This is a genomic window from Streptomyces yongxingensis (assembly GCF_055597465.1).
In genome coordinates this window covers 1,337,371-1,353,270 of record NZ_CM145717.1, presented here as the reverse complement: position 1 = coordinate 1,353,270, position 15,900 = coordinate 1,337,371, and the positions used below count along the sequence as shown (strand labels likewise).

The following is a 15,900-nucleotide window of genomic DNA, read 5'->3' as shown; positions in this document are numbered from 1 at the left end:
GGCTCCCCCGGTGGTTCAGCTGGTGGTGTGGTTGTCGAGCACGGCGTCAAGATACTCGGAGATGGCGTCCCGGTTGCGGGTCAGGCACTCGATGCGCCGGGTCATGCGGTCCCGCTCGTCCTCCAGCGTGGCGATCATCTCCGGTGTGGCATCGGAGAAGTGAATGAGCCGGGGCTTGTCGAGGCACGGCAGGATCTGCTTGATGATGCGGGTGGGGAGCCCGGCGTCGAGCAGGCCCCTGATCTGCAGCACCCGGTCGACGAGCCGCTCGTCGTAGGCGCGGTAGCCGTTCGCGCAGCGGTCGGGCAGGATCAGTCCCTGCTCCTCGTAGTAGCGCAGCAGCCGGCGCGGCGTGCCGGTGCGCTCCGACAGCTCTCCGATGCGCATATGCGGGTCCCCCTCACCTTCACATCTGTGTGAGGCACGCAGCGTAGCGTCAGGGCGGGCGCACTCGCGAGGGGCGGAGGGCGCCGGGAAAAGTGCCAGGTGATTGAACGCGGACCCCCGGCACGCCGTACGGATAACCGACGGGCCCGGCCACCCGAGCCGGGTCCGCCGTGCCACCACCGGGCTTCGCAGGGAAGGACCTTCGGGTTGTCGCGCCAATCGAGCTCTCGCCAGCGGTCGGAAACGGACAAGGGAACCACGGAGGAGGGCCTGACGGAGGGCCCGTCACCGGAGGGTCCACCTGAGCGCACGCCGGATGTCCCCGCCCAGGGGCGGGATGACGCGGAGGAGCGGGATACGGCCCCCGCGCGGGCGGCGGACACGGACGCCTCCGCGGACACGGACACCGCCACGGAGACGGGCGCCGCCGCGAACGCGGACGTCCCCCCGGACACGGGCGCCTCCGCGGGACACGACGAGTCCCCGGAGCCGTCCGGCGAGGCGGAGGAGGCGGAGGACCCGGAGGAGACCACCGTGACCGGCCCGCTGGCCGGCACGGCCCCCGACGTGGCCCCCGCCCGCGAGGGATGGCGGGCCAAGTACCCTCTCGTGGCACGAACGGTGGCGTGGACGGCCACCGGACTGTCCCTCGCCCTCGTGTTCATCGCCCTCCTCCTGCCGACCAAACTCACCCTCGTCGAACCCAGCGCCTTCATGCGCATCCCGGTGGAGGGGATCTTCGGCGCCACGCTGCTGCTCATGCTGCCGACGACGGCGCGGCGGGTGGTGGCGGTGCTCGCCGGGGCGGCCCTCGGGGCGCTGACCATCCTGAACCTCCTCGACATCGGCTTCAACGAGTTCCTCGGCCGTGGGTTCAACGTGGTGCTGGACTGGATACTGCTGGACGACGCCGAGTCGTACCTCAAGGACTCGTTCGGCGAGACGGCCGCCACCGTCGCCGTGATCGGGGTCGTGGTCCTCGCCGTCGCCGTCCTCGTCCTGATGGCGCTCGCCGTCCTGCGGGTCAGCAACGTCATGGCGCGGAACACCGCCGTGGCCACCCGCACCACTCTGGTGCTCGGCACCGTGTGGGTGATGTGCGCGGCGCTCGGGGTACAGGTGGCCGGGGCGCCGTTTGCGTCCAGGAGCACCACCGCGCTGGTCCAGGACCGGGCGGAGCGGGTGCGCAAGACCCTCAAGGACGAGCGGGAGTTCGCCAAGGTGGCCGCCGTGGACACCTATGGCGACACCCCCGGCGACCAGCTGCTGACCGGGCTGCGCGGCAAGGACATGATCTTCACCTTCATCGAGAGCTACGGCCGCTCGGCCATCGAGGACCCGGCGATCGCACCCGGTGTCGACAAGACGCTCAAGAACGCCACCAAGCGGCTGAGCAAGGCCGGGTTCGCCGCCAAGAGCGGCTGGCTCACCTCGGCCACGTACGGCGGCAGCAGCTGGCTGGGCCACTCGACCTTCCTCACCGGGCTGTGGATCGACAACCAGAACCGCTACCGCACCGTCACCGCGGGCGACCACATGTCCATCACCCGCGCCTTCCAGCGCACCGGCGCCTGGCGGACCGTCGGCATCATGCCGGGTGTCACCAAGGGCTGGCCGGAGGGCAAGTTCTATGGCCTCGACCACGTCTACGACTCCCGCGACCTCGGCTACAAGGGCCCCAAGTTCAGCTGGTCGACCATGCCCGACCAGTACGCCCTGAAGGCGTTCCAGCGCCTGGAGCACGGCAAGAAGCGCGACAAGCCGCTGATGTCGGAGATCATCCTGACCTCCAGCCACCAGCCCTGGGCGCCCATCCCCAAGACGATCCCCTGGAGCCAGGTCGGCGACGGCTCGGTCTACAAGGCCATCCAGAAGGCGGGCAAGAAGCCCGCGGACGTGTTCACCGACCCCACGAAGGTGAAGACCGAGTACGGGAGGTCCATCCAGTACTCGGTGAACAGCCTCATCGACTATGTGCTGAAGTACGGCAACAAGAACACGGTGCTGGTCTTCCTCGGCGACCATCAGCCCCTCGCCCGGGTCAGCGGCGACAACGCCAGCCGGGACGTGCCGGTGGCGATCGTCGCGCACGACAAGGCGGTGCTCGACCGGATCTCCCACTGGGGCTGGGACGACGGTCTGATGCCGGGCGCGAAGGCCCCGGTGTGGAAGATGAGCTCCTTCCGCGACCGCTTCCTGGACGCCTACGGGCCGAACCCCGGCGGTGGCACGGCGCCCGCCTCACCATCGGCCTCGCCCGAGGCAACCTCGCCGAAGACGACCCCGCCGTCGCCTTCGGCGAAGCGATAGCCCTCGACGCTCCCGGCGGCGGGTCAGTCGTCCTCCGACCGCTCCCGCCGCGCGTCGAGCCGCTCCCGCTGGGGCAGGACCGTGTACTTCGGGTCCTCCGCCGACCGCATCCCGGCGTGGAACACCCCGAAGCGGGTGCAGGCGGAGGCCGCCAGCAGGGCAGCGCCGCTGAGGGCCGCGGCGGGGCGGCTGCGGCGGCCGAGGAGGGCGCCGCCGAGCGCGCCCGCCACCGACAGCGCCTCGGCGGCGCGCATCAGCGTGCCCGCCCGGCCCTCGCGGTAGGTCTCGGCGACCACCCCGAGCCGCCGTTCCATGGCCTTGACGGCGGCGGTCTCCACCGCCGTGCCGAGCAGCGCCACGCCCCGCGCCGGGGCGTTCTCGGCGACCGGCGAGGCCAGCAGGGCCATACCGCCCGCCGCCATGGCGGCCGAGCCCACGAAGAGATACGGCAGTTCGCGGTAGCCGTCGTGCCATGCCGGGACGGCGGTGTCGGCGGCCAGCACCGCCGTGTACGAGGCCACCGCCGGGCCCAGCAGCGCCGCCCCCACCGTGGCCGCCCGGCCGGCCCGCGGCAGCCGCCCGGCCACGTCCGAGGCGGCGGCAGCACCGGCCATCGGGCCGTAGGCCGCCAGCAGCCATGAGCCGACGCTCATCGGCGAGGTGGGCTTGAAGACCCGCAGCATGTTCGCGAACCGCCCCGGGCGCCCGAGGTCGTGGATCAGGGCGGCGGTGGAGCCGGTCAGGGCGGCGACCGAGGACACCTTGAGCGCGCGGGCCATGGCCGGACGGCCGGTCAGCTCGGCGCCCGCCGCGAGCACCGACCCGGCGCCCGCGAGCCCGCCGAGGAAGAAGTAGCCCGCGATGTCCCGGGAGCGCCAGGTGGGCGGATTGAGCACCGGCCGCCCGTAGTAGGAGGTGAACTCCGCCCGGGGGACCATCGACTGCTCGCCCCTGCGGCCCTTCCCACCCTTGCGGCCACGCCGCTTGCCGTCCCCCATCCCCTTGCCGACCTGCGCGTCCCGGCCCGGCCGGGCGCCGCGGACGCCGTCACGGGTGACGTCCGACTCGCTCATCAGCGCCTCCTTCCGGTACGGCGCCCGCTCACGCCGGCCTGGGCCGCGAACACGGCGGCCACGCCCCCGAGCAGGGTCAGGGCCGCGGTGCCCGCGTGCCGCCACATCGAGGGCAGGTCCCGGGTGGTGACGACCGGGTCCGGCGGCAGCCCGTACACCTCCGGCTCGTCCAGCAGCAGGAAGAAGGCGCCGTCGCCGCCGACGCCGTCCTCCGGATCGTGTCCGTACAGCCGCGCGTCCTCGACGCCCACCCGGTGCAGCTCCTCGACCCGGGCGGCGGCGCGCTCGCGCAGCTCGTCCAGGGGGCCGAACTGGATGGAGTCGGTCGGGCACGCCTTGGCGCACGCGGGCTCCTGCCCCGCGCCCAGCCGGTCGTAGCACAGGGTGCACTTGTGGGCCCCGCCGTCCTCGGGCGTCACGTCGATGACCCCGTACGGACAGGCGGGCACGCAGTAGCCGCAGCCGTTGCAGACGTCGTCCTGGACCACCACGGTGCCGAACTCGGTGCGGAACAGCGCACCGGTCGGGCACACGTCCAGGCACGCCGCGTGGGTGCAGTGCTTGCACACGTCCGAGGACATCAGCCACCGCAGCCCGTGCTGCCCGCCGTCGGACGGGGGCGCCGGGGAGGTGGGGGTGATCGCCGCCTCCTCGACGGGGGTCCCGGAGCCCTGTGCCGCGAGGGCCAGCACATCGACATCGCCGTGGTCGACCCCCGTCCCGTCCCGGCCCAGCGGCTTGTTCTGCTCGATGAAGGCCACATGGCGCCAGGTGGAGCCGGAGAGGCCCTGGGTGTTGTCGAAGGACATGCCGGTGAAGTCCAGCCCGTCCTCCGGGACGGCGTTCCACTCCTTGCACGCCACCTCGCACGCCTTGCAGCCGATGCACACCGAGGTGTCGGTGAAGAAGCCGACCCGGGGCGGATGGTCCTCGTGCCCGGCGTCCCCGGCGACATCCGGTTCGGCTCCGGCGAGCAGATTGCGGCCGATCAGCGAGGAGCGCTTCGAGGTGTCGGTCATCCCCGCACCTCCGTTCCGGTCCGCACCGTGATGCCGGCGCGCCGCCGGTAGTCCTCGAGCAGGGCCGTCAGCTCCGGGCCGCGGGGGCGGCGGCCGGGACGGATGTCGGCGCTCAGCGCCTTCACCTCCTGGATGTGGACATTCGGGTCCAGGGCGATGGCGGTCAGTTCATTGGCGGCGTCCCCGCGGGTGTAGCCGTTGGGACCCCAGTGGTACGGCAGCCCGATCTGATGCACCGTGCGGCCCCCGGCCCTGATCGGGGACATCCGCTCGGTGACCATCACCCGGGCCTCGATCACCCCGCGCGCGCTGATCAGCGTCGCCCAGCCGGTGTGCTCCAGATGCCGCTCACCGGCCAGCTCGGGGGAGACCTCGCAGAAGAACTCCGGCTGGAGCTCGGCCAGATACGGCGTCCAGCGGCTCATCCCGCCCGCAGTGAAGTGCTCGGTGAGCCGATAGGTGGTGATCATGTACGGGAAGACCTCGCTGCCCGGCTCACCCCCGCTGGGGTGGAGGGCGTTGTGCTCATCGGGGATCACCTCCCGGGCCGGGTTGCGCTGCTGCTCCGGGTAGAGGGGATTGCGCACCGGCGAGTCCTGCGGCTCGTAGTGCGTCGGCATCGGGCCGTCCACCAGCCCGGCCGGGGCGTACAGCCACCCCTTGCCGTCGGCCTGCATGATGAACGGATCCACTCCGCTGAGCGCGTCCGGGCCTTGGGCGTCCTGGGGCGGCCGGTAGGACGGCGCCCGGTCGGGGATGAAGTCCGGGATGTCATGGCCGGTCCACCGCTCTTGCTCGGCATCCCACCACACCAGCGCCTTGCGCTCGCTCCACGGCTTGCCGTCGGGGTCTGCCGAGGCGCGGTTGTAGAGGATGCGGCGGTTGGCCGGCCAGGCCCAGGCCCATTCGGCGGCGACCCAGTCCTGCTCGGTGTGCGGCGTGCGGCGGGCGGCCTGGTTGACGCCGTCGGCGTACACCCCGCAGTAGATCCAGCAGCCGCAGGAGGTGGAGCCGTCGTCCTTGAGCTGGGTGTACGCGCTGAGCGGCTCGCCCCGCGCGTCACGGCCGTTGATCTCCGCCAGGATCGCCTCGGCGCTGGGCTCGTCCTGCGGGCCCTCGGTGGGGTAGGACCAGGCCAGGTCCTGGATGGCCCGGTCCATCGGGTCGGTGGAGTCCTTCAGCCGCTCCTTGATCCGCCGCCCCAGGTGGTACATGAACCACAGATCGCTGCGCGCCTCGCCGTCCGGCTCCTTGGCCGCGAAATGCCACTGCAGCATCCGGTTGGTGTTGGTGAAGGAGCCGGACTTCTCGGTGTGGGCGGCGGCGGGGAAGAAGAACACCTCGGTGGCGATGTCCTCGGTCCGCAGCTCGCCGGTCTCGATCTCCGGGCCGTCCTTCCACCACGTGGCCGACTCGATGAGGGAGAAGTCGCGGACCACCAGCCAGTCCAGGTTGGCCATGCCCAGCCGCTGCATCTTGGTGTTGGCCGAGCCCACGGCGGGGTTCTCGCCCATCAGGAAGTACCCCTTGCAGACTCCGTCCAGCATCTCCTTCACGGTGTGGTAGGTGCTGTGGGAGCCGGTCAGCCGGGGCAGATGGCCGAAGCAGTAGTCGTTGTCGGCGTGCGCGGCGTCGCCGAAGTACGCCTTGAGCAGGCTGACGACATAGGAGCGCATCTCGCCCCAGAAGCCCTTGTCGGTCTTCATGGCCTCGACGAAGGTGTCCAGGTCCTCGTGGGCGTGGGCGTGCGGCATCGGGATGTAGCCGGGGAGCACGTTGAACAGGGTCGGGATGTCGCTGGAGCCCTGGATGCTGGCGTGGCCGCGCAGCGCCTGGATACCGCCGCCGGGGCGGCCGATGTTGCCGAGCAGCAGCTGGAGGATGCTGGCGGTGCGGATGTACTGGGCGCCCACGGTGTGCTGGGTCCAGCCGACGGCGTACACGAACTCCGAGGTGCGGTCCGGGCCGGAGTTCTCCACCAGCGCGCGGCACACCTCGAGGAAGGTGTCCTGGGGAATCCCGCAGGTCCTCTCGACCATCTCGGGTGTGTAGCGGGAGAAGTGGCGCTTGAGGATCTGATAGACGCAGCGCGGGTGTCGCAGGGTCCGGTCGGTGGGGACCTCCGCGGAGGCGGGCGCGCCGCCGGAGCCGTGGGATTCGGAGGAGGCGGCGGTCGACAGGGACGCGCCACGCCGGGTGCGGTCCTCGTACAGCTCGTCGGGCGCGCCCTGCGGCGCCTGGACCTCGGCGCCCTCGTAGGCCCAGGTGGAGATGGAGTAGTGGCCGGTCTCCGGGTCGAGACCGGAGAAGATCCCCGCCAGGTCCTCGGTGTCCTTGAACTCCTCGCCGACGATGCTTGCCGCGTTGGTGTACTCCAGGACGTAGTCGCGGAAGTCGTGGCCGCCGGTCAGGACGTGGTTGATGATGCCGCCGAGGAAGGCGATGTCGGTGCCGGCCCGGATCGGTACGTACAGATCGGCGAGCGCGCTGGTGCGGCTGAAGCGCGGATCGACATGGATGACCTTCGCGCCGCGCGCCTTGGCCTCCATCACCCACTGGAAGCCCACGGGGTGGGCCTCGGCGAAGTTGGAACCCTCGATCACGATGCAGTCCGCGTTCTGGAGGTCCTGCAGAAACGTGGTGGCGCCACCGCGGCCGAAGGAGGTGCCGAGCCCGGCCACGGTCGAGGAGTGGCAGACCCGGGCCTGGTTCTCCACCTGGATCACCCCGAGCCCGGTCAGCAACTTCTTGATGAGGTAGTTCTCCTCGTTGTCCAGGGTGGCGCCGCCGAGGCTGGCGATCCCCAGGGTGCGGTTGACGCTGACCCCGTCCCGCTCCCACTGCCAGCCCTCGCGGCGGGTGTGGATCACCCGCTCGACGACCATGTCCATCGCGGTGTCCAGGTCCAGCCGCTCCCAATCGGTGCCGTACGGGCGCCGGTGGAGCACCTCGTGGCGCCGGGACTCGCCGGTGGTCAGCTGGAGGGACGCCGAGCCCTTGGGGCACAGCCGGCCGCGGCTGACCGGTGAGTCGGGGTCGCCCTCGATCTGCACCACCCGGTCGTCCTTCACATAGACGTTCTGGGCACACCCCACCGCGCAGTAGGGGCACACCGACTTGACCACCTTGTCGGCCGTGACGGTGCGGGGGCGCTGCTCACGGGTGGCGGCCGAGGTGGTGGCGGCGCCGCGGCCGAGCGGGTCGCTGCCGGTCAGCTGGCGGTAGACAGGCCATTCCTGAATCCATGTACGTACGCCCATCGCCGTCCTCTCCTGCCGTTCGGCCCCGTACCGGCTCATCCGCGTGGTCGGATACGGCGCATGGGTTCCCGTCGCGATACTTTTCACACTCCGCCCGCACCCGGATGCGCCGAATCGCCCGTCGTGGGAGTGGACGCCTGCCGCACCGGCTGGGTGGCCGTGAGCCTGGACGAGGAGGGCCGCTTCGCCGGGGGCGACACCGCCGAGGCGCTGAGCGAGCTGCTCGGCCGGGTTCCGGACGCCGCCGTGGTGGCGGTCGACATGCCGCTGGGACTGCTGGCGGAGGGATGGCGCGCGGCCGACGCCCTGGCCACCGCGCTGGTGGCCCCGCACCGCTCCCGGGTCTTCTCCGTACCGCCGCGCGAGGTCTGGGAGGCGGACGACTACGACAACGCCAACGCGGTCTGCCGGCGGCTGACCGGTCAGGGGCTGAGCCGTCAGTCGTGGGGGCTGGCCGCGAAGCTGCGCGAGGCCAACGCCTGCCGCGACGGGGGCGACCACCGGCTGTACGAGGTCCATCCCGAGGTCTCCTTCGCCGCCCTCGGCGAGGGGCGGCCCGTGCCCTGGAGCAAGAAGAGCTGGAGCGGCCAGGCCGTGCGCCGCCGGCTGCTGGAGGACCAGGGCATCGTCCTGCCCGACGACCTCGGACCGGCCGGGCGGGTGCCGCCCGACGACGTCCTGGACGCCGCGGCGGCGGCCTGGAGCGCGCGGCGCATCGCGCTCCGGGCCGCCCGGAGCCTTCCCGATCCGCCTCAGACGGCGGAGACCGGGCTGCCCGTCGCGATCTGGTACTGACCGGTCCCCGCGCGGATGGCGGGAGGCCGCCCGAGCCGTGCCTCGGGCGGCCTCCCCTTCCCCCACCCCTCGGAGATGGACCGTGCGGACGCGAGGCGTCCGGTGAGTGCGGCGTCAGACGCTGACGCCGTGGGAGCGCAGATAGGCGAGCGGGTCGATGTCGGACCCGTAGCGCGGACCGGTGCGGACCTCGAAGTGGAGATGGGGTCCGGTGGCGTTCCCGGTGCCGCCGGACCGGGCGATCCGGTGGCCCGCCCCGACCGACTGCCCGGTGCGGACCGTCAGCGCCGACAGATGCGCGTAGTGGGTGTGGAGCCCGTCGGCGTGGCGGATGATCACCTGGTAGCCGAAGGCGCCGCCCCAGCCGGCCGCCACCACGGTGCCCGGGGCGGCCGCGCGCACGGAGGTGCCGATGGGGACCGCGAAGTCCACGCCGGTGTGATGGCCGCTCGCCCACCGCGAGCCGCGGCTGCCGTACCCGGCGCTGATCGGGCCGCTGACCGGGGCCACATGCGGACGGGCCGCCGTCTTGCGGACCACCGTGTGGCTCGAGATCGCCGAGGCGCGGTGCCGGGGCGCCGTCCTGTGCGGATGCCGGGAGCCCGCGGGCAGGGTCAGCCGCTGCCCCGGGTGGATCAGATCCGGGTTCGGGCCGACGGTCTCGCGGTTGGCGTGGTACAGCGCCTTCCAGCCACCTTGGACGGACGCACGCGTGGCGATGCGGGACAGCGTGTCGCCGCGGACGACCGCGTAGGAGCCGGACGCCGCCGCGCGCCGGGCGGTGTGCTGCCGGGCCCGGGACTTCGCGGCGGACTTGGCCGACTTCTTGGGCTTGGCCGGGTGCTGGGCGCGGGGGTGGGCGTTCTGGCTCGTCACTCCGGCGGGTGGACCGGACCGGGTCAGCCGGCTGCGGACGGAGCACACCGGCCACGCGCCGGGGCCCTGTTTGCGCAGCACCGCCTCCGCCACGGTGATCTGCTGGGCCTTGGAGGCCAGATCGGCCCGCGGGGCGTAGCCGGTGCCGCCGAACGCCGCCCAGGTGTGCTGGGAGAACTGCAGTCCGCCGTAGTAGCCGTTGCCGGTGTTGATGTGCCAGTTGCCCCCGCTCTCGCACTTGGCGATCCGGTTCCAGGTGTCGACCGAGGCCGCGTGGGCGGCGCCGGTGCCGAGGAACGGCAGGACGATGCCGACACCACCCGCGGTGAGCGCCGCGCACAGCGGCGAGACCCGGTTGGGCGATGCGGGGCGTCGGTGACTTCCTCGTACGGCCATGAGGCTGGTTCCTCTCCACAACGGCTCTCGACGTCGCCCTCCGGAGGACCCGGCGGGCTGTACGAGTACCGCAGCCCGGCCCCGCCGGTCACAAGGCGCAGGGGGCCTCATGGACCGCCGCGCGCCGCCCGGTGCCACCCCGGAATCGGCTGACGCCCCCTCAGCTGCGCTGCGGGAGGCGCATGGAGGACCGGGGGCGCACGGCCGCCGGCGGGGCGGGAGCGGCGGCGCGGGGGCGGGCGCGGGCGATCACGCGCCGCCGGACGTCCTCGTACGGCGGGAAATGATTCTCCGGGGCGCCGGACCGGGCGGACGCTATTCCGCCGGATTGGTTTGCGGGGCGATCGGTGACCGATCTCGGACGGCGGTCCGGGCGAATTGCCGCCGGAGCACGGGAGGTTGAAGCGCGGACGAGCGGCGGGCGGCTCAATACGGCGTCCGGTGCGGGCCGGGCCCGTGGCACGGGATCTTCCCCGGTGCTATTGCGTCACCGCCCGGTCAAGATCGGCCGCTTGGCGGCCGGGCCCGGGCAGGCGGCCGTAACCGTGCGGCACCGCGCCGGATCCCGCCGTTCCGGCCCCCTCCCCGGCATCCGGAGAATGCCGGGGAGGGGAGGAGAGGAAGGCGCGAGCGGGAGAGGGCGGGAGGGGCGGGAAATAGGACGGCCTTGCGGTGGGACGGGGAAGAGGGGGACGCATGAGCGAACGCCCCGGAGGTGCCCGGCGGAGATTCCCGGGGCGCGGCGGGAGACTGAAACCTATCGACGGGGCCCGCCGCCGACCGTGGCGTTCAGGGGCGGGGCGGGCCGGGAGCGGGCGCGGCCCCGGGCGACGGCACGGCGGGGAGACGACGGGGAGATGGCGAGGCGACCGCCTCTTCTTGGGGCGCTCGCCTCCGGGCGCTCTGATCCGGTGCCGGCACTCCTCGTCGACGGTCGCTCGTTCCTCGCTCCCCGCTCCTCGTCGTTTTCGGCACCGGCGCGCCCTACGGCTCGCTCCCGAGGGCGCCGGGCGCGGAACCCGGGCCCCGACTCGTATGCCCTCTCGCCCCCGGTATGGCCCCCGGAACCGGGGCAGCCGCTCGGCGCCTGGCCAACTCATGGGCCACCGAACGGACTTGACTCGGCGTTTGCCGTATCTCTTGTCGGGCATCGCCTCGCCGGCCGCCCGTGCACCGCGGCAGTTCTCCGAAAAGGGCCGGTCGTCATGGCGGCGGGGAACTGGCGGAGAATCACGCCGCCCGTGTATAGCGGGAACCGCGCCGCCGCGCATATCATTGCCTCACATCGACTTCCTCCCTTCCAGCCGCTCGCCGGAGCGGCCCCGGAATAATCTCCCTTCACCCCCGCCTGTCCGGGACCCCGGGCGGCGCCGGTGGCCGCGCTTTTCCCGCGGCCTCGTCCGCCGCTCCCTGGAATCGGTTCGTTTTGGTTCCCGCCGACGGAAGCCGCAGCGCGCCTACGGCGTATGCCGGTGGTCACCGGCCGTGCGCGGTGGGTCATTCGGCGTACTCGGCGCTAGGCCCTGCCGCTGGACGTCGGGCCGGGGGCGCATGGCGGAGCCGGGCCGTGCCGTGAAACGCCGGTCGGGCACCGGACGATGGGGGATGAGCGCCCCGACCGGCCGCTCGGAGGCGCCGCCACCCCTGGGGTAGGGTGCCCGCGTGGCCACCGTTGTCGAGCTGATCTGCTATCCCATCAAGGGCTGCGCGGGCGTTCCCCTGTCCGAGGCGCTGCTGACGGAGGCGGGTCTGCGACACGACCGCAGCTTCATGGTCATCGGCGAGGACGGAGAGTGCCGCACTCAGCGGCGGGATCCCCGGCTCGCCGTCATCCGCCCCGCCATCGACCCGCTCGGCACCCGGCTCACCCTGTCCGCGCCCGGCGAGGGCGAGGTGGCCATCGACATCGACACCACCTCCGCGCGGCGCGAGGTCACCGTGTTCGACAAGCCCTACCTCGGCATCGACCAGGGTGAGGACGCCGCCACGTGGCTCTCCCGGTTTCTGGGCGCGCCGAGCAGGCTGGTGCGGGTGCCTCCGGAGCACGACCGGGTGACCGACGGATGGATCCCCGGCACCTGTGGCTACGCCGACAGCGCCGCGGTGCACATCGTCTCCCGGGCCAGCCTGGACGGGCTGAACGAGCGGATCGCCGAGGCGGGCGGCGCGGCGCTGCCGATGAACCGCTTCCGCCCCGGCATCGTGATCGGCGGATGGGACGAACCCCATCGGGAGGACCGGGTCCGCAGGATCGCCATCGGCGGTGCCGAGCTGGGTTTCGCCAAGCACACCGCCCGGTGCGTCGTGACGACGGTCGATCAGAGCGAGGGCGTCAAGGCGGGCCCGGAGCCACTGCGCACCATGGCCGGCTACCGGCGCGGCCCCCGTGGCGCCCCCCTGTTCGGCTGCCAGTTCTCCGTGATCCGCGCCGGAAAACTGGCCGTGGGCGACGAGGTGGACGTCATCGAGTGGGACGGGCCGCCGCCGGGGGAGTGACCGGGAGCTCAGACCGACGCGAGCACCTTGGCGAAGGCGTCCAGGAGCTGGGCGGCACCCTCCTCGGCCTGGGCGCACTGCTCCTGCGGCGGGGCCGGCTGCCGGAGCACCACCCGGGTCCGGCCGCCGTCCAGATCGGCGAACGCGGCGGTCATCTCCATCGCGCCCTGCGGCAGGTCCAGCGTCCACACCAGCCGCTCCCGCTCGACCACCTCGCGGTAGACACCGCGCATCGGCATCTCGCCCGTGGGTGTGGCGACGGTCGCCCGCCAGGCGCCACCCGGCCGGACGTCGAGGGCGACGGACTCGGGGGCGGCGCCGAACCAGCGGGCGAAGTACTCCGGCTCGGTCCACACCCGCCACACCGTCTCGCGCGGTGCGTCCAGGTCCCGGGTGATGGTGATCTCGTCGCTGCTCATGGTGTCTCCTCGGTGAGCGGGAGCGGGAAGGTCTCGCCCCCTGTCTCACCCTCGGACCGGCGCGCCGACCGGAACTCATCGGTCCTGGTTCAGCAGCCTTCCGTCCTCGCGGCCGATCCAGTACCGGCGCAGCACATCGAGGACCACCGACACCTCGCAGGCGGTGATGCCGGGGAGCGTCGCCAGATCGCGGGTGAGCAGCTCGGCCAGGCCGTCCTCGTCCCGGAACGCCCCGTGGTGGATCACCGAGGAGGTGCCCGCCACGATCGAGACATAGCGCGCCGAAGGATGCCGGGCCAGCGCGTCGGCCACTTCCTGGATGGCCCCGGGCGCGGCATGCAGCTCGATCACGACCTCCAGCGGATGGCCGAGCAGCGCCGGTTCGATCTCCACGCGGGGCCGCACCAGCCCGCGCTGGAGGAGCGACTGGGTCAGCCGGTAGGCGGTGGACCGGCTGATGCCGAGCCCGCGCGCCACCTCGGCGGCGCTCGCCCGACCGTCCTGGCGCAGCAGCTCCATGGCCCGCAGCTCGTCGTCGCTGAACCCGGTGACGGAGGCGGGCTCCTCCACCGGATCCGCGACCTCCCGCAACGCCCGCACCTGGGCGTCGTCCAGCCGCCGCAGCCGCCAGGAGTCGGACTTCGCCGTCGCCCGCAGCACCAGTTCGGTATGGGCCGACCGGACACCGGGGACGGACGGGATCCGTGTCATCAGCAGCTCACGCGCCCGGTCACGCCGGGTGGCGTGCAGGGAGCAGTAGACATCGGTACGGCCCGTGGTCGTGGCGACGAACGGGATCTCGGGCAGCTCGGACAGCTGCCGGGCCACCTCCCACGCCTGCCCCGGGGCCGTGGCCACCCAGATGTGCATGGGGTTGCCCTCGGCCAGCATCGGCCACTCCACCTGCCCGATCACCCGCAGCAGCCGCTCCTCCTCGAGCCGGGTCAGCCGGCGGCCGACGGTGCTGGCGGAGCTGCCGAGCACCTCGGCCAGCGCGCTCAGCGGCGCCCTCGGCGCCACCTGCAGGGCGGCCACCAGATCGAGGTCGGCGTCGTCGAGCACCGGTGGGGTGGGAGGAACGGTTGCCATGGGTACGAATCTATCGTGCGATTGGTGCGCCATGCGTGAATCATTCTTGCGTAACGAGTCTTTTACTTGCCTCATTCCGCCATACCTTCTCTAATGGACGACCACTACTGCGTTGTCGACGAAGGAGTGCGGACGGTGAGTTCCAACGACACCACGACCACGCCGGACAACACGCCCGGCAAACCGCCTCCCGACGCGCCCGGGGACTCCTCGGCGGCGCTGTCCGCGCTGCTCCGGGTGCTCGGCGCCGTCGAGCGCGCGGGCAACAAACTTCCCCATCCCTTCTGGCTGTTCGCCATCCTCAGCGCCGCCCTCGCGCTGATCAGCTGGGGGCTCGCCACCGCGGACGTCTCCGCGGTCGACCCGGCGGGGGACAAGACCGTGGCGGTGCGCAGCCTGATCTCGGTCGACGGGGTGCGGTCGATGATCAACGACGCGATCACCAACTACGCCACCTTCCCACCGCTGGGCACCATCCTGGTCGTCATGCTCGGTGTCGCCGTCGCCGACCGGTCGGGGCTGCTCGCGGCGATGCTGCGGGCCGGTGTCGCCAAGGTCCCGGCGCGCTGGATGACCTTCGCCCTGGCCTTCACCGCGATGGTCGCCCACATCGCGTCCGACGCCGCCTACGTGGCGCTGGTCCCCCTGGGCGGGCTGGCCTTCCGGGCCGTCGGGCGCAGTCCGCTGCTGGGGATCGTCGTGGCCTTCGTCGGCGTATCGGCCGGCTATGACGCCAGCCCGCTGATCACTCCGATGGACGCGGTGCTGTCCGGGCTGACCACGGCCGCCGCGCACACCGTGGACCCCGGCTATGTCGTCACCCCGCTGTCCAACTACTTCTTCTCCCTCGCCTCCTCGGTGGTGCTGGCCGCCGTGATCACCTTCGTCACCGAGAAGGTGCTGGTGAAGCGGGTGGCGGCACTTCCGCCCGAGCCCGAGGAGGCGGACGGGGAGACCGCGCACCCGGCCGGGGACACCCCGGAGGTCGAGCTCACCCTGGCCCCCGAGGAGCGCCGCGGGCTGCGCCGCGCCGGCGTCGCCCTCGTCATCTACCTCGCGGTGATCGTGGTGGCGATGATCCCCACCGGGTCCCCGCTGCGCGGCGAGGGTGGCAGCATCGTCGAATCGCCCGTGCTCTCCGGTATCGCCGTGGTGCTCGGACTGCTCTTCGCCCTCCTCGGCGCGGTCTACGGGCGTGCGGCCGGCACCGTGCGAGGCGGCCGTGACATCCCGGACTTCATGGCGCAGGGCATGCGGGAGATGGCCCCGATCCTGGTGCTGTTCTTCGCCATCTCCCAGTTCCTCGCGTACTTCAAGTGGACCGGCGTCGGCCAGGTGCTCGCCATCCGCGGCGCCGATCTGCTGAAGGACCTCGGGGTCACCGGCCCGGTCGCCTTCCTCGGCATCGTGGTGGTGTGCACGGTGATCAATCTGGCGATGACCAGCGGTTCGGCCATGTGGGCGCTGGTCGCCCCGGTCTTCGTGCCGATGCTGATGCTGCTGCACATCCCCCCGGAGGCCACTCAGGCCGTCTACCGCATCGCCGACTCCTGCACCAACGCCATCACCCCGATGAGCGCCTACTTCGTCATGGCGCTCGGCTTCCTCCAGCGCTACCGGCGCTCCGCCGGAATCGGCACCCTCGCCTCGCTGACCCTGCCGCTGTCCGTGGCCATGCTGGTGGCCTGGACCCTGCTCTTCTACGTCTGGTGGGCGCTGGGCATTCCGCTCGGCCCCGGCGCGCCCGTCCGCTGATCCCCAGCCGCTCCCTCACCCACGC

11 protein-coding genes are annotated in these 15,900 nt (G+C 72.3%); 4 read left to right on the top strand and 7 right to left on the bottom strand.

Going from position 1 to position 15,900, the window contains the following annotated elements; genetic code table 11:
- Positions 1–15 precede the first annotated feature (15 nt).
- Positions 16–387 carry a MerR family transcriptional regulator gene (locus ACZ6TD_RS05640; RefSeq protein ID WP_471351290.1) on the bottom strand — a complete coding sequence of 124 codons (372 nt, stop codon included), beginning with the start codon at positions 385–387 and terminating at the stop codon, positions 16–18.
- Positions 388–594: 207 nt separating this feature from the next.
- Between ACZ6TD_RS05640 and ACZ6TD_RS05635 the strand changes: the two genes are divergently transcribed.
- The gene (locus tag ACZ6TD_RS05635) at positions 595–2,697 is read left to right on the top strand and encodes a sulfatase-like hydrolase/transferase (RefSeq protein ID WP_471351288.1); all 2,103 of its coding nucleotides are present in this window, start codon (positions 595–597) and stop codon (positions 2,695–2,697) included.
- A gap of 23 nt (positions 2,698–2,720) precedes the next feature.
- Here ACZ6TD_RS05635 and nrfD read toward each other — a convergent pair whose 3' ends face one another.
- From nrfD to fdh, 3 genes are read right to left on the bottom strand one after another with little or no spacing between them, the layout of a single operon-like run.
- Positions 2,721–3,770, bottom strand: a complete 1,050-nt coding sequence (gene nrfD / locus ACZ6TD_RS05630; RefSeq protein ID WP_471351287.1) for an NrfD/PsrC family molybdoenzyme membrane anchor subunit — start codon at positions 3,768–3,770, stop codon at positions 2,721–2,723.
- Positions 3,770–4,789, bottom strand: coding sequence for a 4Fe-4S dicluster domain-containing protein (locus tag ACZ6TD_RS05625; protein ID WP_471351285.1), 1,020 nt, complete (start codon positions 4,787–4,789; stop codon positions 3,770–3,772). Before ACZ6TD_RS05625 ends, nrfD begins: the two co-directional genes overlap by 1 nt.
- A complete protein-coding gene (fdh, locus tag ACZ6TD_RS05620) occupies positions 4,786–8,049 on the bottom strand; it encodes a formate dehydrogenase (RefSeq protein WP_471351284.1) in 3,264 nt (1,087 codons plus the stop codon). The genes ACZ6TD_RS05625 and fdh overlap by 4 nt, the downstream gene beginning before the upstream one ends.
- Positions 8,050–8,172: 123 nt before the next feature.
- Between fdh and ACZ6TD_RS05615 the strand changes: the two genes are divergently transcribed.
- Positions 8,173–8,844, top strand: a complete 672-nt coding sequence (locus tag ACZ6TD_RS05615) for a DUF429 domain-containing protein (protein ID WP_471351283.1) — start codon at positions 8,173–8,175, stop codon at positions 8,842–8,844.
- 114 nt (positions 8,845–8,958) lie between these two features.
- On the opposite strand, the gene ACZ6TD_RS05610 is transcribed toward ACZ6TD_RS05615, so the two are convergent.
- Entirely contained in the window at positions 8,959–10,116 is a 1,158-nt protein-coding gene (locus ACZ6TD_RS05610) for a transglycosylase family protein (RefSeq protein WP_471351282.1), read from the bottom strand.
- Between the two features lie 1,662 nt (positions 10,117–11,778).
- On the opposite strand from ACZ6TD_RS05610, the gene ACZ6TD_RS05605 reads away from it, so the two are divergent.
- Positions 11,779–12,612, top strand: a complete 834-nt coding sequence (locus ACZ6TD_RS05605) for an MOSC domain-containing protein (protein WP_471351281.1) — start codon at positions 11,779–11,781, stop codon at positions 12,610–12,612.
- Between the two features lie 8 nt (positions 12,613–12,620).
- Here ACZ6TD_RS05605 and ACZ6TD_RS05600 read toward each other — a convergent pair whose 3' ends face one another.
- Positions 12,621–13,031, bottom strand: a complete 411-nt coding sequence (locus ACZ6TD_RS05600) for an SRPBCC domain-containing protein (RefSeq protein ID WP_471351280.1) — start codon at positions 13,029–13,031, stop codon at positions 12,621–12,623.
- A 75-nt stretch (positions 13,032–13,106) separates the two neighbouring features.
- Positions 13,107–14,120, bottom strand: coding sequence for an Lrp/AsnC ligand binding domain-containing protein (locus ACZ6TD_RS05595; protein WP_471351278.1), 1,014 nt, complete (start codon positions 14,118–14,120; stop codon positions 13,107–13,109).
- A 93-nt stretch (positions 14,121–14,213) separates the two neighbouring features.
- On the opposite strand from ACZ6TD_RS05595, the gene ACZ6TD_RS05590 reads away from it, so the two are divergent.
- A complete protein-coding gene (locus ACZ6TD_RS05590; RefSeq protein ID WP_471351277.1) occupies positions 14,214–15,875 on the top strand; it encodes an AbgT family transporter in 1,662 nt (553 codons plus the stop codon).
- Positions 15,876–15,900 lie beyond the last annotated feature (25 nt).